22 protein-coding genes and 1 tRNA gene are annotated in these 21,535 nt (G+C 72.1%); 14 read left to right on the top strand and 9 right to left on the bottom strand.

Translation table 11 applies throughout. The features are described 5' to 3' along the window. Positions 1-18: 18 nt before the first annotated feature. From AC3DEV_RS09115 to eno, 5 genes are all read right to left on the bottom strand, one after another. Positions 19-92: transfer RNA gene (locus AC3DEV_RS09115), tRNA-Leu, on the bottom strand. A 10-nt stretch (positions 93-102) separates the two neighbouring features. After that, positions 103-1,098 (bottom strand): Ppx/GppA phosphatase family protein, encoded by a 996-nt coding sequence (locus tag AC3DEV_RS09110; RefSeq protein ID WP_488371887.1) that lies wholly within the window; start codon positions 1,096-1,098, stop codon positions 103-105. Beyond that, the gene (locus tag AC3DEV_RS09105; RefSeq protein WP_206474989.1) at positions 1,095-1,646 is read right to left on the bottom strand and encodes a DUF501 domain-containing protein; all 552 of its coding nucleotides are present in this window, start codon (positions 1,644-1,646) and stop codon (positions 1,095-1,097) included. The genes AC3DEV_RS09110 and AC3DEV_RS09105 overlap by 4 nt, the downstream gene beginning before the upstream one ends. Beyond that, a complete protein-coding gene (locus tag AC3DEV_RS09100) occupies positions 1,643-2,548 on the bottom strand; it encodes an FtsB family cell division protein (protein WP_488371886.1) in 906 nt (301 codons plus the stop codon). The genes AC3DEV_RS09105 and AC3DEV_RS09100 overlap by 4 nt, the downstream gene beginning before the upstream one ends. 63 nt (positions 2,549-2,611) lie before the next feature. Then, entirely contained in the window at positions 2,612-3,889 is a 1,278-nt protein-coding gene (gene eno / locus AC3DEV_RS09095; protein ID WP_260488181.1) for a phosphopyruvate hydratase, read from the bottom strand. A gap of 324 nt (positions 3,890-4,213) precedes the next feature. Between eno and AC3DEV_RS09090 the strand changes: the two genes are divergently transcribed. The 6 genes from AC3DEV_RS09090 (at position 4,214) to AC3DEV_RS09065 (ending at position 8,886) form a co-directional block, all read left to right on the top strand. After that, positions 4,214-4,474, top strand: coding sequence for a ribbon-helix-helix protein, CopG family (locus AC3DEV_RS09090; protein ID WP_154828144.1), 261 nt, complete (start codon positions 4,214-4,216; stop codon positions 4,472-4,474). Further along, positions 4,471-4,710, top strand: a complete 240-nt coding sequence (locus AC3DEV_RS09085; protein WP_488371885.1) for a hypothetical protein — start codon at positions 4,471-4,473, stop codon at positions 4,708-4,710. Before AC3DEV_RS09090 ends, AC3DEV_RS09085 begins: the two co-directional genes overlap by 4 nt. Positions 4,711-5,009: 299 nt before the next feature. Beyond that, positions 5,010-6,797, top strand: a complete 1,788-nt coding sequence (locus tag AC3DEV_RS09080) for a DEAD/DEAH box helicase family protein (RefSeq protein ID WP_488371884.1) — start codon at positions 5,010-5,012, stop codon at positions 6,795-6,797. Positions 6,798-6,905: 108 nt separating this feature from the next. Further along, the gene (locus AC3DEV_RS09075; protein WP_488371883.1) at positions 6,906-7,055 is read left to right on the top strand and encodes a hypothetical protein; all 150 of its coding nucleotides are present in this window, start codon (positions 6,906-6,908) and stop codon (positions 7,053-7,055) included. Between the two features lie 140 nt (positions 7,056-7,195). Then, entirely contained in the window at positions 7,196-7,999 is an 804-nt protein-coding gene (locus tag AC3DEV_RS09070) for a MerR family transcriptional regulator (protein WP_488371882.1), read from the top strand. Further along, a complete protein-coding gene (locus tag AC3DEV_RS09065; protein ID WP_488371881.1) occupies positions 7,996-8,886 on the top strand; it encodes a hypothetical protein in 891 nt (296 codons plus the stop codon). The genes AC3DEV_RS09070 and AC3DEV_RS09065 overlap by 4 nt, the downstream gene beginning before the upstream one ends. Here AC3DEV_RS09065 and AC3DEV_RS09060 read toward each other — a convergent pair. The 4 genes from AC3DEV_RS09060 to AC3DEV_RS09045 form a co-directional block, all read right to left on the bottom strand. Continuing rightward, positions 8,858-10,732, bottom strand: a complete 1,875-nt coding sequence (locus tag AC3DEV_RS09060; RefSeq protein WP_488371880.1) for an ABC transporter ATP-binding protein — start codon at positions 10,730-10,732, stop codon at positions 8,858-8,860. The two genes, AC3DEV_RS09065 and AC3DEV_RS09060, sit on opposite strands and share 29 nt — an antisense overlap. Then, positions 10,729-12,570: an ABC transporter ATP-binding protein gene (locus AC3DEV_RS09055; RefSeq protein ID WP_488371879.1), complete on the bottom strand. Its 1,842-nt coding sequence runs from the start codon at positions 12,568-12,570 to the stop codon at positions 10,729-10,731. The genes AC3DEV_RS09060 and AC3DEV_RS09055 overlap by 4 nt, the downstream gene beginning before the upstream one ends. A gap of 191 nt (positions 12,571-12,761) precedes the next feature. Beyond that, entirely contained in the window at positions 12,762-13,511 is a 750-nt protein-coding gene (locus AC3DEV_RS09050; RefSeq protein WP_069388844.1) for a lytic transglycosylase domain-containing protein, read from the bottom strand. Positions 13,512-13,635: 124 nt separating this feature from the next. After that, a complete protein-coding gene (locus AC3DEV_RS09045) occupies positions 13,636-14,229 on the bottom strand; it encodes a TetR/AcrR family transcriptional regulator (RefSeq protein ID WP_488371878.1) in 594 nt (197 codons plus the stop codon). A 45-nt stretch (positions 14,230-14,274) separates the two neighbouring features. Between AC3DEV_RS09045 and AC3DEV_RS09040 the strand changes: the two genes are divergently transcribed. The 8 genes from AC3DEV_RS09040 (at position 14,275) to AC3DEV_RS09005 (ending at position 21,502) form a co-directional block, all read left to right on the top strand. After that, positions 14,275-15,504 (top strand): oxygenase MpaB family protein, encoded by a 1,230-nt coding sequence (locus AC3DEV_RS09040; protein ID WP_488371877.1) that lies wholly within the window; start codon positions 14,275-14,277, stop codon positions 15,502-15,504. A gap of 217 nt (positions 15,505-15,721) precedes the next feature. Continuing rightward, positions 15,722-16,120, top strand: coding sequence for a Cd(II)/Pb(II)-sensing metalloregulatory transcriptional regulator CmtR (gene cmtR / locus AC3DEV_RS09035; protein WP_488371876.1), 399 nt, complete (start codon positions 15,722-15,724; stop codon positions 16,118-16,120). Further along, positions 16,117-18,141, top strand: coding sequence for a heavy metal translocating P-type ATPase (locus AC3DEV_RS09030; RefSeq protein WP_488371875.1), 2,025 nt, complete (start codon positions 16,117-16,119; stop codon positions 18,139-18,141). Before cmtR ends, AC3DEV_RS09030 begins: the two co-directional genes overlap by 4 nt. A gap of 53 nt (positions 18,142-18,194) precedes the next feature. Next, positions 18,195-18,935, top strand: a complete 741-nt coding sequence (locus AC3DEV_RS09025; RefSeq protein WP_488371874.1) for a hypothetical protein — start codon at positions 18,195-18,197, stop codon at positions 18,933-18,935. After that, a complete protein-coding gene (locus AC3DEV_RS09020) occupies positions 18,932-19,372 on the top strand; it encodes a hypothetical protein (RefSeq protein WP_154828200.1) in 441 nt (146 codons plus the stop codon). Before AC3DEV_RS09025 ends, AC3DEV_RS09020 begins: the two co-directional genes overlap by 4 nt. Positions 19,373-19,407: 35 nt before the next feature. Beyond that, complete coding sequence (locus AC3DEV_RS09015; protein WP_488371873.1) at positions 19,408-20,097, top strand: DUF305 domain-containing protein; 690 nt, start codon at positions 19,408-19,410, stop codon at positions 20,095-20,097. A 74-nt stretch (positions 20,098-20,171) separates the two neighbouring features. Next, positions 20,172-20,819: a CueP family metal-binding protein gene (locus AC3DEV_RS09010; RefSeq protein WP_488371872.1), complete on the top strand. Its 648-nt coding sequence runs from the start codon at positions 20,172-20,174 to the stop codon at positions 20,817-20,819. A gap of 44 nt (positions 20,820-20,863) precedes the next feature. Further along, positions 20,864-21,502, top strand: a complete 639-nt coding sequence (locus AC3DEV_RS09005) for a GNAT family N-acetyltransferase (protein WP_488371871.1) — start codon at positions 20,864-20,866, stop codon at positions 21,500-21,502. Positions 21,503-21,535 lie beyond the last annotated feature (33 nt).

Below are 21,535 nucleotides of genomic sequence, written 5' to 3'. Positions count from 1 at the left end.
CAATAGCCTTGGAAGCCGTGCCCCCAGTCGGACTCGAACCGACACTGAAACGGTTTTAAGCCGTCTGCCTCTGCCAATTGGGCTATGGGGGCTAAACCGGCGTTAGCCAGCCAGGCGGGTTAGCACCGACATCGCGATACCATCCAGGATGTCCTTCTCACTCACCGTGATCTCAGTGATACCAGCCCGGTCCGACATTGCGTCACACAGGGCCTGGACCACGATCGCGCCCCCGCCAATCACGTCTGCACGGCCCGGGTGCATCGCCCCCAGCGCCCGGCGGTCGGCCACCGTGGAGGCCACCAGCTGGTCGCACACCTCGCGCATCCGGTCCAGCGGGATGACGCTGCCGTGGATCCGCTCGGGGTCGTACTCCCCCAGCCCCTGCGCCAACGCGGAAAGAGTGGTGAAGGTGCCGGCCACGCCCACCCAGCGCGCGGCGCGACCGACGGTGACGTCGCCGGCCTCGGCCAGCGCCTGAGCCACCACCAAACGGGCTTCGGCGAGTTCGTCGGCAGTGGGCGGGTCCGAGTGGAGTACCCGCTCGGTGATCCGCACACAGCCGATGTCCAAACTGCGAGCGCCCAACAACCGCACCTCGCCGCCGATGAGCTCGCCCACCACGATCTCCGTGGACCCACCGCCGAGGTCGGTCACTACGAACGGCCCGTCTCCAGGCCGCAGGTCCGACACCCCGCCGGCGAAGGTCAGCTCGGCCTCGGTCTGCCCCGAGATCACCTCAGCTTGCGCCCCCGCGAAGTGCCGACCGAGCACCTCGGCGGTCATCCCGAAAAACTCGTCCTTGTTACGAGCATCGCGGGTGGCGGAGGTGGCGACCATCCGCACCGACTGCACGCCGAGCTCCGCCATCGTGGCGGTGTAGCCCGTCAGAGCGGTACGGCACCGGGAGAGGGCACCGTCCGAGAGCCGACCGGTCGCGTCGACGCCCTCGCCGAGCCGGATGATCCGCATCTCGCGCGTGACGTCGGTGAGCCCGGCCTCGCCGGGGCCACCCTCGGCGACCAGCAGGCGGATCGAGTTGGTGCCGCAGTCGACCGCGCCTACACGAACTGAATCAACACCGCCGGGCGTGGTCACTGCTCGTCCATCGCGAGGTAGTCGGGCACGCCCAGCTCCTCGGGCGTCGGCCAATCCTCCGGCAGCGCTGTGCCGCGCAGCCCGGCCTCGCAGGCCAGCGCCACGGACTCGTCGCCCAGCCACACCACGCCCGGCCCCTCGGCCAGTGCGTACGCCATGAGCACGTGCAGGCACTTGACGCGCTCGGGCATACCGCCACCGCTGAAGTCCGTGCCCAGGTCCTCGATCTCGTTGCGCTTGGCGAGGAACCGTTCGTGCGCCTGCAGGTAGTTGGCGGCCAGCTCGGGCTCCTGGGCCAACCTCGTCGTCATCCCCCTCATGATCCCCGCGGACTCCTGCCGACTCGCCTCGGCGGTGAGCCGCGGATCGGTGAGGTAGTACAGCGTGGGGAACGGGGTGCCGTCCTCCAGCCGCGGCGCGGTCTTGACCACCCCGGGCTGGCCGTCGGGGCTGCGGTAGGACACCTCCAGCACGCCCCGCGGCGGCCGACCCAGCTGAGCCTGGATCGCGTCGAGGTCTTCGCTGGACACGCTCTGCTCGGCGCTCACGCTGGGGGGTCCTCCTGTGATTGATCTTGGACGCCGCCCGGGATGGGGGCGGCGGGGTCGTCGGCGCCGGGCACGCCGGGCACGACCGGCACCGGCGGCGTGTCGGGGCCGCCGGGGATGGACGTGCCCTCGAGCACCGTCGAATCCTCCGGCATGATCGGCTCGGCGGGCTCGGCGATGGAGTTCCACACGCGCGTCTGCCACGGCTGCGCCGCCAGCTCGGCGGCCTTCTGCTCGGCTACGGCCTGCTCGATCGGGTCGACCATGGACACGCGGTACGGGGTCTCCCCCGGCTTCACTGCGCCAAAGCGGATGCGCGCCTGCTGCTCGATGTACGCCGGGTCCGAGAGCATCTGCTCCTCGGCCTCGAGCTCGGCGATCGTCGCCTCCAGCGCGGCCCGCTCCTGCGCCACGGTCTTCTCGTCGCGCAGGAACTGATAGTGATTGCGCAGCGGGAACGACACGGTGACCAGCAGGATGATGGCGACGACGGCGAGGAGTCCGATCCGCCGCGGGGTGTAGTTCCGCGGGCCCAGCAGGGTGTCGGACAGGTCCGTGCGCGTGGTGAGGCGATGGGCCTCCGGATGCGCGGTGGTGCCGACCCGGCCGGAGCGGGCAGAGGCCGGGACGGGCCGGTCCCGTTCGCGGCTCGGCGTCCGCCGGCGGGTCGGCTCCCGGCGGGTGGGGTCGGCGGGCTGGTCGGCCCCGCTCTGCCCGTCGACCCCGTCGCGGCCGACGGCACCCGGGCCGCGGCCGGTGCTGCTCCCCCGATCGGCGGCGGTCCCACGGCCCGTCCCGTTCGCACGGCGACGAATGGCACCCGACGCCTCCCCGGGCCGCCGGGACGACGCGCGATCGCGTGCGTCTCCCCGGCGGTCCGAGGGGCGGGGCGGGCGGGCCATGCGCCTTCCTTTCCGACTACGTGCCCGTCAGCGGTGAACTGCCGACGGGCGGTGTTGGTGCCGTCAGGCGTTGAAGCGCGGGAACGCCTCGGCGCCGGCGTACCGGGCGGCGTCGCCGAGCATCTCCTCGATGCGCAGCAGCTGGTTGTACTTGGCCACGCGCTCCGAGCGGGCCGGGGCGCCGGTCTTGATCTGGCCACAGTTGCAGGCCACGGCGAGGTCGGCGATGGTCGTGTCCTCGGTCTCGCCGGAGCGGTGCGACATCATCGAGGCGTAGCGGTTGCGGTGGGCCAGGTCCACGGCGTCCAGCGTCTCGGTGAGGGTGCCGATCTGGTTGACCTTGACCAGCAGGGCGTTGGCCAGGCCCTTCTCGATGCCCTCGGCCAGGCGCTGCGGGTTGGTGACAAAGAGGTCGTCGCCGACCAGCTGGACCTTGTCGCCGATCATGTCGGTCAGGGTCTTCCAGCCGTCCCAGTCGTCCTCGTCGAGCGGGTCCTCGATGGAGACCAGCGCGTACTTGTTGACGAGCTCGGCGTAGACGTCGGCCATCTCGGCGGCGGAGAGCTGCTTGCCCTCGAAGTGGTACTTGCCGCCGGAGTAGAACTCGGTGGCGGCGACGTCCAGCGCGAGGGCGACGTCGGTGCCGAGCGAGTATCCGGCCTTCTCGATGGCCTCGGCGATGAGGTCGAGCGCGGCGGTGGTGGACTCGACGGAGGGGGCGAACCCGCCCTCGTCGCCCAGACCGGTCGAGAGGCCGCGGTCCTTGATGACGGTCTTGAGGTGGTGGTACACCTCGGTGCCCATGCGCAGGGCCTCACGGAAGGTGGGCGCGCCGATGGGGGCGATCATGAACTCCTGAACGTCGACGCCCGAGTCGGCGTGGGCGCCACCGTTGAGGATGTTCATCATCGGCACGGGCAGCACGTGGGCGTTGGCGCCGCCGATGAAGCGGTACAGCTCGAGGCCCGAGGACTCGGCGGCGGCGCGGGCCACGGCCAGCGAGACGCCGAGGACGGCGTTGGCGCCAACGGTTGACTTGTTGGGGGTGCCGTCGGCGTCGAGGAGGGCCTCGTCCACGACGCGCTGGTCCTCGGCGGGGATGCCGATGACGGCGGGGGCGAGGACGTCCAGTACGGCCTCGACGGCCTTGGTGACGCCCTTGCCCATGTAGCGGTCGTCCTCATCGCGCAGCTCCACGGCCTCGTGGGCGCCGGTGGACGCACCGGACGGCACGGCGGCGCGGCCGAACGAGCCGTCGTCCAGAAGCACCTCCACCTCGACGGTGGGGTTGCCTCGCGAATCGAGGATCTCCCGGGCTCCGACCTGCTCGATAAGCGCCATCTGTGCTCCTTGGGGGAAGTTCGTGGGTTCGTGTGCGTGGCCGGCGCCGCTAGGCGGGCGCAGTCCGCTGGCCATTGTTCCACGTCGGTCCAGAGGGCGGGACGAGGCTGGGCCGGGGGCGCTCACCCCGCCCCCTCCCGGCCGGCCTTCGCCCCCTCCGGGGTTGCGCGTCCCCTGTGTACGTCGCCTGCCCGGGTACGCGTCCGGTGTGGTCCATTCCGGGCGCGTACCTGCGCTCAGGTCGCAGCAGCGCCCGCCCGACCCGCGGCCGGACCGCGAACTGCCGCCTTCCAGCACCGGTTGATTCGTATTACGATACTGCCTATGGAACGGAAGATTCAGGGCAAGCCCGTCTCGGAGGAACAGCTCGACGCCTGGGTTGCCGAGGCCGAGGAGGGGTACGACCCCGCCTGGCTGAAGAAGCGGAAGGGTCGCCCGGCCCGAGCAGAACACGCGGCCCAAGTAGTTCCGGTCCGATTGACAGAAGCCGAACTCAAGGCGGTGATGGCCCGAGCGGATCGGGAGCACCTCAATCGATCAGAGGCGATCCGAAGGGCCCTCGCAGAGTGGGCCGCCGCCTCGTGATCATTCGTCGATCCGCGCGAAAGCACGGCATCGCTGACGACGACATCGTGACTGCTGCGGAGTCAGCCCTATTCGCCGCGCCGCTAGACGACGATCACCCCCAGCGAGTTCTCGTGCTGGGGTTCGACTCACAGGCCCGCGTCCTGGAATTGGTTGTACTGCGCTACGACGACGGGACCCGTGAGGTCATTCATGCAATGAAGGCGCGCCGAACCTATCTCGACTTGATCGACTAGTTGTTGGGGTGCTGGGTGTGCCCGGATGCCAACGGGCCCCGGCCAGAGTTCCGGCCGCGGCGGGTCGTTGTCGTCGTCGTCATCGGACCCAAGCGCCGTCCACGCCACGCGGACTCACGCCGGCTCCCCACGCTCACCTCTGCGGCCCGGCGTCTCGGCAGCTGGGCCGGATGCGCGCCATCCGACGCCGTCGGTGACGTACCCGGCCCCTAGAGTGAGCCCGACCCCGCCGGGACCACCCAGGAGAACACCGTGGACTCACCTGCCCTCGCTGCCGCCCGCAACCGGGGCGGCATCTGATGGCGGCCCGGTCCGCGCGCAAGGCAACCACCAAGCGCAAGACGAGCTCGCGCAAGGCCACGACCAGGAGCAAGCCCACCTCCCCCCGGGCCAAGCCTGCCAAGAGGCCCAGCGCGGCGCTGGCGGTTCCGTTGATCCCTGCCGGCCAGCGAGTGTGGCTGCTGGAGCTCCCGTGGGGAGGATTCGGCGGCGGGACACCGGCCGGGGTGACCTACTACAAGTCGCTCACCGCGCACGCCTACGTCGGCACCACCCTGCCGAGCGCACTGGAGCCCTACGCCAGCAAGCCCTACTCCTACCTGCGGTGGCTGGAGGACGAGCTCAACGGCAGCGAGGGCCCGGGCGCGACCGCCGCGCCGTTGACGCTGCGCCCGGAGCAGCACGCGGACGTGGACGCGATCGTCGCCGCCGCCGAGCAGCAGTTCCGGCAGGTCCACCTGGCCAACGACGTGGGCACCGGCAAGACCCTCATCGCGGTGGCGGCGGCGAAGTCCATCGCTAAGTTGCGCGGCGCACACACGGTCCTCGTGACGGTGGACCGGCCGGCCCGCATCACCATCCCGTCGTGGCGGCGCACCATCGCCGCCCTGGGGGATGGCGACCTGCGGTGGATCATCATGTCCTCCGACAGCCTGGGCAAACTCATGGCCCGGAACGGGCGCCCGCGGCTCAAGGTGGACGTCGCGGTGATCGACGAAGCCCACCAGTTCCGGCACGCTAGCAAGCGCACCAGCTACATGCGGCGGCTGACCCGCATGGACGGCCCGCACGACAAGGCCCCGTTCGTGCTGTCGATCACCGCGACCCCGGGCCATCACCCTGGGGAATGGGGATACCTGTCGTCGCTGTACGCGCAGGTGCACGGCGATCCACCAGCCGCGTGGTCGGACTTCGGCCGGGCCCTGGCCGAGCGGGGCGTGCCCCTGGAGACCTCGTACGGCAAGTGGACGTGGACAGCGGAGTCCAAGGAGTCGCTGCAGACCCAGCAAGCTGCGATCAGCGACGTTCGAGACATCCTGCTGCGACACGATCCGCCGCTGATGCTCACCCGGTCGGCGCCGTGGGGCCCGCCGCCGTTCGACGTGGACCTGGTGGAGCTGACCCCCGACCAGTGGCGGGCCTACGAGCTGGAGTGGGGCGACTTCCAGAGAGAGATGCAGCTCGCCAGGACGGGCAACAACGTCGCCCGCGGGCTTGCTGCGTTGGTGCGGCTGCGGCAGAAGGCGTCGATGATCCGAGTCGAGCACACGGTCGCGGCGGCCAAGGCCGAACTGGAGCGCGGCTACCAGGTGTTGATCGCCACCGAGATGGTGTCCACGGCCGCGCACCCGGTGGCCGAGCTGCTCGAGGCCGACGGGATTCCGGTCGCACGGATCTACGGCTCGAACCCGCAGGCCGAGTCCGAGCGGATGCGGTTCCAGCGGGGCGAGGCGCCGGTGGTGGTGTTCAACACGCCCACCGCGATCAACCTGCAGGCCCGCGAGCAGTTCGCCGACGGCTCGTCCGCGACCGCGACCCCGCGCAGGGGCTTCTTTCACCAGGCCCGTTACTCGGGGCTCCTGGCCGAGCAGACGATGGGCCGCGCACACCGGAATCATCAGGTGTGCGCCTGGTCGCTCTTGGCGGCGGCCGGCACGATCGAGGAGAAGGCAGGGACGGTGATGCTGTCCCGCCTCATCGCCTCGGCGACCAGCACCGATGCAGATGCCTCCACCTTCTCCGAGGTGGCCCGGGTGTTCGGGATCGACTGGATCCCCGCCGTCCGACTGGCGGAGGAACTCGGTTAGGGCAATGTGCAGCAATTCTTGACCATTGACCGCCCGCAGGCCGAGTCATAGCGTGAGTTAGTAACCCAGCTGCACCGCTCTGGTACGGCACGAAGAAAGGTGCCCGTCATGGACTCGATCGGAAGCGTCATCATCGGCGTGGGAGGCGTCATCAACATGCTGCTCGCCGCCGTCGGCTCGGGAGGGCTCGCCGGCTCGCTCACCGAAACCGTCTACATCCCACTGCTCGGTTCGGTCGCGCCCGACTTCACCTTCTGACTCCGGAACCGCCGGCCATCGCGAAGATCGCCATTCTCCCGGTGGTGACGATCCCCTTCGCCGCGTGCAGACGCGGCACCCGGCGCTGAACCGCGACCGGATATTGACCTTGTCACAGTGTCAAGGTTCAAGATCGGGGTATGAGAATCGGACAGGTCGCCCGGATCGTCGGGATCAGCGCGCGCAGCATCCGGCACTACCACCGGGTGGGCGTGCTCCCCGAGCCCGAGCGCACCACCGGCGGGTACCGCGAATACAACGTCGCCGACCTTGCGCGGATCGCTCGCATCGCGTTCCTCTCTGACTCGGGCGTGCCGCTGAAGGACATCCGGGCAATGCTCGAGCCCGCCGGCCGAGACCACACCGGTGGCGCACATCAAGGCGACGCGGACCTGCGAGCTGACCTCGACGCCCTCCGCGCCGGGATCGACCGGCAGATCGAGGCGCTGGTTCGCAAGCGGAAGCGGCTGGACGCGATCGCCGAGCGGGCCGCCGCCGGCCTGACGCCCGGGTTGGTGCCGGAGTCCGTGGCGCACGCGCTCGACCTCTGCATCGCCGAGTCGGCCGGCGATCCGCAGCTGGCCATGCTCGTCGAGCGCGAACGCGACATGCTCGATCTCGCCGCACTGAGCGGGGCGTTCCCCGCCGAGCTCGCCGTCGCCTACACGGCTGTGGCGACCGACCCGGCCCGCCGTCGCGGTTACCTGGACCTGCTCACCGGGTTCCAGCGACTCGAGGGCCGTCGCCCCGCCGACGTCGAGCCGGAGATCTCCCAGTTGGTCCACACGCTGCTCGCCGACGACGCGATCCGCGGGATCATCACCGGCGCCCCTGCCGACGTGCACGCCCTGTCCACCGGGCCCACGCTCGAGCAGCTGCTGCCCGACCCTGCCCAGCGCGAGGTCCTGCGGCGCACGTTCACCGCCTTGGGAGTGCACTCATGATGAGAAGACTCGTGCCGGCGATCGCTCTCCTCGTCGTCGTCTCCGACGCGGTCCTCCTCGCCACCGGGGTGATCGGACCCACGGTCGCGCTCGCCCTGTTCCTCGCCGTCGAAGTCCCGCTCGGGGCGCTGGCCGTGGCCGGCTACGTGCGTCGCTACCGCGCCCTCCGCGCCAGCGCCGACACCCGCCGAGCGGCACTACGCGCCCTCGCCGCCGACGACCCCTACCTCCGCCTGGCCGCCACCGAGGGCCGCTCACTCGCGTCGCTGGCCCGCTGGGTGACACGACGGCCGGACGTCCCCGCCGGCGCGGTGGCGATCGGCTACGCCCGCGGCACGCTCGGCATCCCGATAGCGCTGGCGATCGCGGCGACCATCGAGCTGGTAGCCCTGCACCTGCTGGTGCCCTGGCCCGCCGTTCGGCTGGTGCTGGACCTGCTCGGTGTCTACGGTCTGGTGATCGTGCTGGGCTGGCTCGCCGGGCGGATCGTGCGGCCGCACCTCATCGACGAGGTCGAGCTGATCCTGCGTAATGGGCCGCACGTCTGTGCGCGGGTCCCGCTCACCGCGGTGGCCGGCGTGCGGCGCGAGCGGCGGCTCTCCCCCACCGACACCGGGATCACGGACGAGGCGGGCGGCGGTGCGTCGCTCACGCTACCCGGGCCCGATGGGACGAACCTGGGCATCCAGATCGCGCAGCCCGTGACGGCGTCCGTCCCCGGTCGTCCCTGGAGCGCGCCCGTGCCGCACGAAGTGTCCGTGCTGAGACTGCAGGTCGACGACGCCGAAGCGGCAGAAACGGCGATCGCCGCGGCCGCGCGGGTGATCCCGGCTTGCAGCCCCCGGGGCGGCGCGCCGGTTACGCGCCGCCGAACCACGCCCGGCTGAGCTCGGCGTACCGTCCATCCGCCGCCAGAAGCTCGTCGTGCGTGCCGGACTCCACCACGCGACCGCGGTCCATCACCAGGATCCGGTCGGCGGCCGCAGCCTGACTCAACCGGTGCGCCACCACCAGACCTGCCCGGCCCGTGAGCACCGCGGCGGCGGCCGCGTCGAGGCGGCGGGCACCCGCGGACCCGGCCTCGGCCGTGGCCTCATCGAGGATCACCACGTCCGGGTCGGCCAGTTCGACGCGGGCCAAGGCGATCATCTGAGCCTGCATGGGGTCGAGCGCATGTCCGCCCTCACCAATGATGGTGTCGACCCCGTGCGGTAGGTCGTCGACCCACTCCGCACCGACGGTCTCCAGCGCGGCGCGCACCTCGGCGAGGCCGGCCTCGGGCCGGGGCGCGCGGACGTTCTCGACCACAGTGGCGGCAAAAGTGTGCACCTCCTGCGACACCATCGTGACGTGCTGCCGCAGGGCGACCGGATCCACGTCGGACAGCGGGACCCCACCCAGTCGCGCACTCCCCCGCGTCGGGACCACCGACCCCGCGGCGACCAACGCCAGGGTGCTCTTGCCGGCGCCCGTGGATCCGACAACAGCGACCACCTCGCCCGGCGCGAGAGTCAGGTCCACGTCGATCAGAGCCGGAGCGCCCCCGCCATAGGTGTGGGTGACGTCAGACAGCTCGAGCGGGCCGGGCCCGGCGGCGCTGGCGGCGGCCACCGTGGTGGCGGACGGTGTGGCGGTCCCCAGTCTGGCGGTGCGCTCGGGCACGGGCATGGTGATGACTCCGACCATCCGCACCAGCGAGGCACCGGCGGACTGGACCTGATCGACCATGCCCACCAGCGCGCCGATCGGGTTGAACAGCCGATGGAACAGCAACGCGGCGGTCGTCACGGCACCGGCGGTGATGGCGCCGGAGTCCACGAGGAAGAACCCCACGACCAGCAGCAGCCCGAGGACGGTGACCTCGGCGCGGTTGTTGCGGCTGAAGGCGCGGGTGACGAAGTGGAACACCTGGATGGACAGGTCCCGGGCGCGGGCGGAGGCGGCGGTGATCCGTTCCAGCTCGGAGTCCTGGGCGTCGTAGGCGTGCAGGGTCCGGGACCCGGAGATCCCGCCGAGGAGACGGCTGGCCCGGGTGCCGAACGCGGCGCGCTCGGCGGCATAGATGGGGCCGGACCGGGGCAGGTACCAGCGCAGGGTCGTCCAGTACATGGGCAGGGCGAGCAGCCCCACCAGCCCGAGCCGCCAGTCGACCGTCGCGAGCCCGACCCCGGAGACGATCACGGTGAACGCCGACTGCACGACCAGCGGGATCACGGCGGTGGCGGCCTGGCTGATCTCGCGGGCGTCCTCGGCGACGCGCGAGACGAGGTCGCCGGTCTCGGTCGTCTCCATCTGCGCCGCGCCCAGGCGCAGGGAGCGGTCCATCACCATCTCGCGCAGGCGCGCGACGGTCGGTTCGGTGAGCCGAGCGAGCCACGCCTGGCCGGCCCAGGTGCAGCCGGCGCCCACGACGCCGGCCACGGCGATCGCGCCCGCGCCGATCCACACGGCGGTGTAGTCCTCGCTGCCAGGCAGGTCGTCGACGAGCTGGCCGATCACCCACGGCGCGACGAGGCCCGCCACGGATCCGATCAGCCCGGCCAGGCACACCAGCGCCAGGTATCCGCGCCGCTGCCGGAGCAGCGGCCACAGGACGGCCAGGGACTCGCGGCCCGTCGCCAGCGGCAGCGTGCCGGAGGCGATCAGCGCGTCATCGCCGTGTGTCAGCCCGACGGTCTTCGCCGTCTCGCCGGTCGTCATCTCGCGGGTCGTCCCCGTCTCGGTGGTGCTCATCGGTCGACCGCCGTCCGGTAGGAGGCCGACGCCTCGCGCAGTTCGAGGTGGGTGCCCGAGCGCGCCTCGCCGCTGCGGGGCAGGTGGACCACCCGATCGGCGGTCGCGAGGAACGGCGGCGACGACGTGACGATCAGCGTGGCCTGCCGCGGCCGACTCGTCCGCAGTCGGCGGACGGCCTGGGCGATCTCCCACTCGGTGACGGCGTCGACCGCACTGGTCGGTTCGTGGAGCACCAGCACGTCCGGGTCCGCGTGGAGGGCGCGGGCGAGCACGATCCGCTGGCGCTGACCGCCGGAGAGGTTCCGCCCGCCTTCCTGCACCGCGTGGTCGAGCCCGTCGGGCAGGTGCTCGATGATCTCCGCGACGGCCGAGGCGCGCAGAACCTCACGGGTAATCGGGGTGGCGGCCTCGCCACCGGCACCGGGCTCACCGAGCTCGTCGTCGTCCCCCGGGCCGCCATGTCCCGAACCGCCGACCCCCGGGCCACCGAGCTCGTCGTCGTCCCCCGGGCCGTCGTGCCGCATCGCGATGTTCGAACGGATGGTGCCGACGAACAGATCCACTCGGTGCGGCGCGGCGACGAGATGCTCGGCGATGGCGGGTGCCAGGTGACTGCGTCGGTGCCCGCCCACCAGGACGGCGTCGGCCCCGTCGCCGTGCCCGGCGATCGCCAGGGTGACGGCGTTCGCGGCGGCGGGCTGATCGGCCACGAGCGCGACGACCTCCCCCTCGGCGACCTCCAAGTCGAGGGAGCGACCATCGGGCAGCGCCAGCCCCCGCACCTCCAACCGCGCCCCCGCGGGGACTTCGTCGCCGGAGTCGTCGACCGGTGCCGACCCCAGCAGGTCGACCAGCCGCTGCGCCGCGCCGTGGGACCGGGCGGAGATCGACACCATCTGGGTGATCATCCGCACCGGCTCCTCGAAGAACACGGCCACGCCCACCACGGAGACGAGCGTGCCGATCTCCATCTCCCCGGCCAGGACGCGGTAGCCAGCGGCCAGCAGGACCAGCGCCAGGACCACGGCCATCCCGAGCGAGCCGATCCCCTGGACCCGCCCTGTCCGCTCGGCGGTGACGATCCCCGCCGCGGCCGCCTCCTCGGACGCCGTGCGGTACTGCTCTGCGGCCCAGCGCTCCCCGCCGCCGGCCTTGAGCACGCGCAGGCCCGCCATGATGTCGGTCGCGCGGCTGCTCGCCCGCCCGATCGCGGCCTGCTGGGCGGTGCTGTGCCGGGAGATGGTGCGGCTGGGCAGGGCCACCAACACCAGGCTGAGCGGGACGCCGATGAGCACGATGAGCCCGACCAGCCAGTCGGTCCACAACAGGTAGACCGAGATCCCCACGATGCTGATCACCGCGGACCCGCCCAGCGCGATCTGCCGGAAGACCAACGCGGCCACGTCGGCGTCGGCCGAGCACACCGAGAGCACGTCACCGGAGCTCGCACCGTCCATCGCGCGGCGCCGGGTCAGCGGCACCCGCGTCACCTCGACCCGCAGGTCGTGCGCCTCCTCCTGCAGGGCCCGATTGCTCATCCGGGCGCCGAACCGGTAGCCGAGGCTGAGCACGGTGAACAGCGCGATGAGCCCGACGACCGACCACAGCAGGGCCCACCGGTCGAGCGGGATGATCGCGACGTCGACGATCACGCCGATCGCGATGGGCACCAGCGCCTCGCACAGCTGCCACAGGGTCATGAGCACCAGGCCGGGGACCACCAGGTGCCGGCGGCGCCGGACCGCGCGGAGCAGGAGTCCGTTGGCGGTGGTCGGCGCATTCGCCGGGGTCGGGGCGCCCGCGGACTGCCGGCGCGTCGACGTCGGTGCTGACATGGGTGTGGGACTCCCGCCGTTGGTGATCTCGCCTGCAAACTCGGCCGACTCAGCAGCGTAGTTCGCGGCGCCCACGCAGCGGCGCCCACACCTCACCTGTCGGATTGCGCCTCACCTGCGGGGCCCCGTAGGTAAGTCGCATCCCGATGGGTGAGGCAGTCCCCAGCGTGGCGTCCCCCTACTGCGCCCGCTTACGGCGCGGTCGTCCCCACCGAGTAGGCGGCCGCCGCGTCGCGCACGTCCATGACGTATTCGCGCGACGCGTTGTAGGCGAGCACGGCCCGCTGCCAGTTCTCGGCCTGCGAGAGGTCTCCCCCGTTCGTGCACAGCAGGCGCGCGGCGGACACGGCGGCGTCGTCGATCTGGTTCGGATCGGCGCGCCCGTCGCCGTCGGCGTCGACGCCGTACTTGCGCCACGATTCGGGGATGAACTGCATCGGCCCGACGGCCCGGTCGTTCTCGGTGTCGCCGTCCAGCTCGCCGCCGTCGGTGTCGGGGATGTCGGCGAAGCCGGGCGAGCCGTCGAGTTTGATGCCGATGATCGGCGGGAGCGCGTAGCCGTCGTCACTCAATGACGCCCCGCGGTACCGACCGTGCCGCGTCTCCACGTGCCCGATCCCGGCGAGCGTCGTCCAGGCGAGGTTGCACTCGGGACGGGTCTGCCGCATGGTCTCGGCGGCGTTGCCGTAGGCGGCGAGCGCGGCGACGGGGATGTTCATCGGCTCGTTGAGGCCCGCCGCCCACTCGCGCAGCTGGTCGGAGGTGCGACCGGGCGCGTTGATGTCGACGCTCGGCACCGGGGCCCCGGCGGCGGGCGGAATGCCCGGGGGGATGGGGGTCGGCGCCTCGCGGGTGGGCCCGTAGGAACACGACGACGACAACACGGCAACGGCGACCAGGCCCGCGAGACTCGCGGTGGCGCGGGGGGTCAGGGTGGGCATCGCGCTCAAGTCTGCCCGAGCGGGGCCCGGCAGCGCGTCGGGGTATCCCCCGATTCCAGGCGGGCCGGCACCTCGCGCGTCCGGGCAGCCGCGGGCGCCGAGGTAAGCGGCGGGCCCGCCGCGGTCAGCCGCCGGCGCCGAAGCCCCCGGCCAGCGCGGTGAGCTCGTCGAGCAGCGCGTCCCGGCTGATGGCGGGACGGTCCAGCACCCACCGCACGGCGATGTTCTCCACCGCCATGACGATCACCCACGCCCGGGCCGCCGGGTCCCCGCTCGTGGCGCCGGCGGCCGCGAGGTAGACCGCCAGGAGTTCGCGGACCCGCTGCTCGAGGGCGTGCTGCGCCGCCCGGTGTCGTACCGCGGGCAGTTCCTCCCACATGATGCGCAGCAGTCCGGCGTCGGCCTCGAGCGCGGTGAGCAGGGCGTCGGCGATCGACCGGGCCGTCGCCGGGCTCTTCACGTCGACTGGGCCCGTGGCCGAGAGCGATGCCGCGACCCGGTCGGAGATCTCCGCCGACCACCGGTCCATGACCACCGCGACCAGCGCGGACTTGTCCGGAAAGTACTGGTACAGCGAGCCGGGGCTGACCTCCGCCTCGTCGGCGACGCGGTTGGTGGTGAACGACTCGTAGCCGTCGCGCACGAGCACAACGCGAGCAGCCTCCACGATCCGCTCCACCATCGCGCGGGATCTCGCCTGCTTAGGCACCCTTCTCATGAACGCGAATTGTATGCGAGTAAAAACTCGCGTCATAGTCATGTCATGACCGTGACGCCCGAGAAGACAGCCGCCGTGATGCCGTACCCCCAGCGCTTCCGGGAGGGTGAGGAGCGTGGCCGTCGCCTCGGACGCGCCCTCAAGCCCATCGCCGGCGTGGGCCACCTCGACGAGAAGCTCATGGACCGGATCGGTCGCGATTACTTCGAGCGCGACGATCTGGGCGATCAGCTCGCCCGCGCCATGCGGCTGCGGTCCGGCGAGCCCGGCGCGGTGACCCGCCGCCAGCTCGACGAGGCGCTGCACTCCGGCTCGGCCGGCCTGCCCGACGACGCGCCTCAGATCCTGCGGGACTACATCGCGCACCTCGAGGACACCCCGGACTGGGTCGACTGGGACAAGGTCGAACGGGGACAGAAGGCCTACCTGCGCTTCGGCCAGAACGCCGCCGACATCCTGCTGCAGCTGTCCCTCATCGGCGGCTACCGGTTCGGCGGCCCCACCGACCTGCTGGTGGCGACCGGCGGCCTGACCGGCGAGACCACGCTGCGCCGCCTGGCCGAGACCAGCCACTGGACCATGTCCCTGTCCATCCCCGACGGGTTGCGGCCGGGCGGTGAGGCGTGGCGCCTGACCGGCCACGTGCGGGCCATGCACGCGGTGGTCAACAACGCCATGGAGCCGCGCTGGGACAGCCAGCGTTGGGGCCTGCCCATCAACCAGAGCGACCTGGCCTCGACCCTCGGCCTCTTCGACGCCGTGGTCCTGCTCGGGGTGCGCACCCTCGGTGTGCCGGTGAGCCGCAAGGACTCGGACGCGGTGATGCACATGTGGCGCTACGTCGGCTGGCTCATGGGCGTGGCCGACCACTACCTGGTCGAGGGTGAGCGCGAACGCCACCGCGTCAACTACCACATCCTGCTGTCGCAGGCCGGAATCTCCGAGGCCGGGCCGAAACTCACGCAGGCACTGGTGGAGTCGCAGCGACGCCGCCACCGCAGCGGGCCGCTGCCCCGCCTGCGCGCCCGGGTGGGGCACGAGCGGCTGTTGAGCATGCTCACCGTGCTGCTCGGCCCGGAATCGATGCGGGAGTTCGGCCTGCCGGTCCGCCCGCCGTGGGCGCACGCCTACCTCGTCCCGCTCAACACCCTGCGCTACCGCACGCCGTGGGGCCGGGCCCGGCTCGAGTCGTGGGGCGAGAAGGTCCGGGCCCGCGAGCGCAAGGAGACCTTCGGCGACTCCCGGCCCGACATCGGCCGCCCCGCCACCACCTGACGCCGGACTCCCCCGAGGGGCCCGCCCCGACCCGCGCCCGGCTGCCCTCCCGCCTGCCTGCTGCCTGCCTGCCTGCCTGCCGAGCAGAGGATTTCGCGCGTATCGCCCGAGAGACGGGTGCACGAATTCCTCTTGTCGGCGGGCTATGGCGGCGAGGAGGCCAGACAGCCGCCTGGTGGCTCAACGTCAGTTCAGCGTGCGCTGTACAGTTCAGCGCATGCTGACACGTGCCACCCGCCTCGACGTGATGCATCGGCTCGGCCGGGCGATGGCCGACCCCACCCGATCCCGGATCCTGCTGTGCCTGCTCGACGGGCCGCGGTACCCGGCCGACCTCGCGCGCGAACTCGAACTGACCCGGCCCAACGTCTCCAACCACCTCGGGTGCCTGCGGGACTGTGGGATCGCCGTGGCCGTGCCCGAGGGACGGCAGATGCGCTACGAGATCGCCGACCCGCACCTCGAGGCCGCACTCACCGCGCTGCTCGACGTCACGCTCGCAGTGGACGGCAACGCGGAATGCGTCGTCTCCGACTGTCCCACCTGCGGTGGCGCGGCCGCCGCCCCGCCCGAGGCTAGGCCGGCGGCGGGCACCGCGGCGGGGAGGGCGTCATGACGTCCGCGTGCGGCTGCGAGGCACCGACGCCCGGCGAGCCCGAGGACCGGGACCGGCCGTGGTGGCGGGACCCGGCGGTCCTCATCCCGGCCGCGTCCGGCGTCGCGTTCGTCGCAGGCCTGGCCGCAGAGTGGTGGGGGGCAGAGTGGTCGGGGGCAGAGTGGTCGGGAGCCGGACCGGCCGGCCAGGCCCTCTTCTGGATCGGCCTGCTGCTCGGCGGCTCGACGTTCGCCCCGGCAGCGATCCGCGGGCTGCTCACCAGCGGCCGGCTCGGCATCGGGTTGCTCATGACCATCAGCGCCGTGGGCGCCGTGATCCTCGGCTACGTCGAGGAGGCCGCAGCCCTGGCCTTCCTCTACTCGATCGCCGAGGCGCTCGAGGACAAGGCGATGGACCGCGCCCGCTCCGGCCTGCGCTCCCTGCTGACGCTGGTCCCGGACACCGCCACCGTCCGCCGGGGTGCCCGCACCATCGAGATCCCCACCGCCGAGCTTCGTGTCGACGAGACGCTCGTCGTGGCCCCGGGCGAGCGCGTCGCCACCGACGGGATCGTGGCCCGCGGCCGCAGCAGCGTCGACGCCTCCGCGGTCACGGGCGAGTCGATCCCCGTCGAGGTCGCACCGGGCGACCGCGTCCTCGCCGGTTCGATCAACACCTCCGGCCTCCTCGACCTCACCACCACCGCCCCGGGCACCGACAACACGCTCACCACGATCGTCGGCCTCGTCGAGCGCGCCCAGACCGAGAAGGGCGACCGGGCCCGCCTCGCCGACCGGATCGCCCGCCCGCTGATCCCCGGGGTGCTCGTGCTGGCCCTACTCGTCGCGGGCCTCGGTTCGCTGCTCGGCGACCCGGAGCTGTGGATCACCCGCGCCCTGATCGTCCTGGTCGCAGCCTCGCCCTGCGCCCTGGCGATCTCGGTGCCCGTCACCGTCGTCTCCGCGATCGGCGCGGCGAGCCGGTTCGGCGTCGTCGTGAAGTCCGGGGCGGCGTTCGAACGGCTCGGCACCATCCGCCACCTCGCGATGGACAAGACCGGGACCCTCACCCGCAACGAGCCGTCGGTCGTCCGCGTCCTCACCACCCCGGGCACCGGCGAGTCCGAGGTGCTGTCCCTGGCCGCGGCCGTCGAGCGCCACAGCACCCACCCGCTGGCGGCCGCCATCACCTCCGCCGCCCTCGCCGGAGCCGCCCGGCAGGACCCGGCAGACCCGCGGGTCTCCGGGCCGGGAATCGCGGACGCCGAGCACGTCGAGGAGTCCGCCGGGCACGGGATCTGCGGCACCGTCGACGGCCACCTCGTCACCGTGGGCTCACCACGCCGGCTCGCCGCCGGACAGCTCACCGGACAGATCACGGCCCTGGAGCACGAGGGCATGACCGTGGTGGTGGTCCACCGCGACGGCCGCCCGATCGGCGCCATCGGCATCCGCGACGAACTGCGGCCGGAGGTCCTCGTCGTCGTCGCCACCCTGGCCGACCACCACATCGGCGTGAGCATGCTGACCGGCGACAACCCGCGCACGGCGGCGGCCCTCGGCGCGCAGGTCGGCATCGGTGACATCCGCGCCGACCTCTCGCCCGCGGACAAGGCCGACGCGATCGCCGGACTGGCCCGGTCCCGGCCCACGGCGATGATCGGCGACGGCATCAACGACGCCCCGGCACTGGCCACCGCGGACGTCGGCATCGCGATGGGCGCGACCGGATCCGACGCCGCCATCGAGTCCGCGGACGTGGCCTTCACCGGCACCGACCTGCGCCTCCTCCCCCGGGCCCTCGCGCATGCCCGCCGGGGCAGCCGGATCATCAACCAGAACATCGTCCTCTCACTGATCCTCATCACGACCCTGGTCCCACTGGCGATCACCGGCGCCCTCGGGCTCGCCGCGGTGGTCCTCGTCCACGAGATCGCCGAGGTCATCGTGATCCTCAACGGGCTGCGGGCGGCGCGGACGCCGTCGACACCTGCGGCGACGGCGCCCATTCGTGAGCCCCGAACGCCTCAGATCGTCAAATGAGCCGATAACGGCTAATTTGCCGGTTTTAGGTGTTTTAACCTTATGTCGGCGGGATGTGGCACGATCGCCTCATGTACGTGGTGACCATCGACCAACGCCGCAGCCGCAGCAGCGCCGACCGGGTACCCGCCCTGATCGACGCATTGGCGGACATCCCGACCGCGGCCGCGTTCGAGCGCACGGCCGGAGACGAGGTCCAGGGCCTGCTCGACGACCCTGCCGCGGTGCGGTCGGCGCTGCTCGTCGCCCTGCGCGAAGGTGACTGGCACTGCGGTGTCGGGGCGGGAGAGGTCGACGACGAGTCCTACTCCTCCGGGACCAGAGCCGGTCGCGGGGACGCCTACCTCGCCGCCCGCGACGCCGTCGACGCCGCGAAGGGCCTCCCCGGCTCGGTGGCCATACGGGTACCGGGCGGCCCCGGATCGCGGGACGACCGCGGCTCGGCGACGGCGTGGGCCGCCGACTGCGAGGCGGTGTGGGCACTGGTCGCGCCGCTCGTGCTCGGACGCACCGAGGCGCAGTGGCGAGTGGTGGACGCCGTCGACCGCTCCCCCACCCAGGTGGCGGCCGCCGAGGAGCTGGGCATCACGCCCGCCTCGGTCACCGGGGCGCTGCGGCTGTCGGAAATCCGCGAGGAGCGCGCCGCGTACCCGGTGCTCGACCGGCTGCTCGCCGGCGCGCACGACGCGGCCGTGGGCGAGTCCGGCAGCCCGGCGAGCGGCCAGCGCGGGAAGGCCGCGGACGGCGGGCGCGGGAAGGCCGCGGACGGCGGGCGTGGGAAGGCCGACCGATGAGCAGCTGGCCCGACTGGATCCTCGTCGCGATCGTCGTGGCGCTGAGCCTGATCGCCTCCGCCGCACTCGGCTCGCCCATCGCGTCGCTCGTCCTGCGCTCGGCGCGGGTGCCAGAACCCCCGACCGTCGAGGTCAGCGGCGACGCGCGGACCCCGGTGATGCGCCGACGCGACGACCCCGCCCCCGCGGTCCGCGAGGTCCTGCGCGGCGGGATGTGGATCGGCATCCTCGAACGCGTCGGCCTCACCGCCGCCATCCTCGCCGGACGCTTCGAACTCGCCGCGGTGGTCGTGGCCATCAAGGCCCTCGGCCGCTACCCCGAGATCCGCGAGAACCCGGCGGTGAGCGAGCGGTTCATCATCGGCACGCTCGCCTCCCTGCTCGTCGCCGCCGCGTGCGGGGCGCTCGGACTCGCGGTTCTGCATACCCTGGGCTGAGCACGGTCCCGATCCCCGAGGAGAGGACACCCGCCATGACCCGCACGAAGCTCCTGGTCTCCGCCGCCGTGATCGCGTCCGCGCTGGCGTTGACCGCCTGCGCCGGGGGCGGGGTCGGGGGCGATACCGCGACTGCGCCGGCCAGCACCTCCGCCGACGCCAGCGCGGAGTCCGGCACGAACGCCCCGCCCGAGCCCGGCGCCGACGCTCCCGCCGATGAGGGTGAGCGCTCGGCCGCCGACGTCATGTTCGTGCGGATGATGATCCCGCACCACGAGCAGGCGATCGAGATGAGCGACATCATGCTCGCCAAGCCCGACGTGCCCGCCGACGTCACCGCCCTCGCCGAGAAGATCAAGGCCGGACAGAACCCCGAGATCGATCAGATGGAGGCGTGGCTCGATCAATGGGGCCAGCCGCCCGGACCGCGCGACGGCCATCGGGGTCACGGCGGCGGCGGCATGCCCGTGATGGGCAACGACATGTCGATGATGGACGGCATGCTCTCCGCCGACGAGCTCCAGCAGTTGTTCGACGCCGAGGGCACCGACGCCGCGCGGTTGTACTTGGAGCAGATGATCGCCCACCACGAGGGCGCCATCGACATGGCACAGGGGGAGGTAGCGGACGGCACCTATCAGCCGACCATCGACCTGGCCCGGTCGATCATCGACACCCAGCAGCAGGAACTGGCGCGCATGCGTGAGATGCTCGCCGCGATGTAAGGCCTGACAGGCCACGTGGCACCCGGCAGCGTGATACCCGACAGCGTGATACCCGGCAAGGAGCCCGCCCAGCAATGACCACCACCCCTCGACTGCGTCGCCGGGCCCTGGCCGCGGCCCTCACCGCGAGCTGGCTCACCCTCACCGCCTGCGGCGCCACCCAACCCGGCCAGGCGGACCAGAGCCTCAGCGGGCAAAACCAGAGCGGGCAGAACCAGAGCGAGTCGAGACAGGCCGCGGCGACCGAGGTCCTCGACCGGTACGGGCTGGCCGATATGGACGCCCGCGGGGTGATCGAGCACCTCGACACCATGCCCGTCGCCGAGCGCCCCGCCACCCTCCTCGCCTCGGTCCAGCCGACCGAGCTCGTCCTCACCGACACCGCCGGCGGCTCCATCGCGACCCTGCCGATGCCGGACGAGCACTTCTACCTCGCCGTCGCGCCCTACGAGGACCAGACCCACGACTGTCTCTTCCACAGTCTGACCACCTGCCTCGGCGAGATGGCCGGCGAGCCCGTCGACATCACCGTGACCGACGAGGCGGGGCAGACGGTCGTCGACGAGACCCGCACGGCCTACGACAACGGGTTCGTCGGCCTGTGGCTCCCCCGCGACCTCACCGGCACCCTCACAGTCGAGCACGACGGGAAGTCCTCGACAGTGCCGATCGCCACCGGCGACGACGACCTCACCTGTCTGACCACGGCGCACCTGACGTAAGAGCCCGACGCCGCACCCGACCCGCACCCGCCAGGAGCCCGCCCATGGTCACCGTCCGAACCGCCACACGCGCCGACGCGCCCGCGATCGCCCGCATCCTCAGCGAGGCGTTCCGCGACGACCCCGCATGGTCGGTCACGCTGCCCGAGGACGAGACCCGGCACACAAAACTCACCTCGTACTACCTCCGCCGGGTGCGGCGACACCCCCAGTGGGTCGACGTCGCGATGGACGACGGCCGCGTCGTCGGCGCGGTCCTGTGGCAGCCCCCTGCCGCGCCCGGCGCTCTCGGCACCGCCCGGAGAGCGATCTCCGGTGCGGCCCTGTGGACGCTGGGCCGGCTCCCCCTGGGCCGCGGCGCACGGCACACCCTCCAGATCGAGGCCTACCGGCCCACCGAACCGCACTGGTACATCCGCGACATCGGCACCGGTCCCCAGGCCCGCGGCAAGGGCGTCGGATCGGCACTGCTGGCGCACCGCCTGAGGGTCGTCGACCACTCCGCGAACCCGCTGGCGTTCCTCGAATCCACCACCCCGGCGAGCCGTCGCCTCTACGAGCGGTTCGGGTTCGAGGCAGTGGGCTCCGTGCCGACGCTTCCCGGACAGTCCTCGACCGCCATGGTCCGTCGGCTCGTCGACAGCGCGGACCAGTCCGACCGGCCCGACGGAAGCGCGGAGTAGACCCGCCGGGCGGCACCTCCTCCGCGCACGCGA

It is taken from the genome of Dietzia sp. IBK-p2-15D, assembly GCF_057773105.1.
Note: the sequence above shows the minus strand (reverse complement) of the source record. Positions and strands in the feature narration are given on the sequence as shown.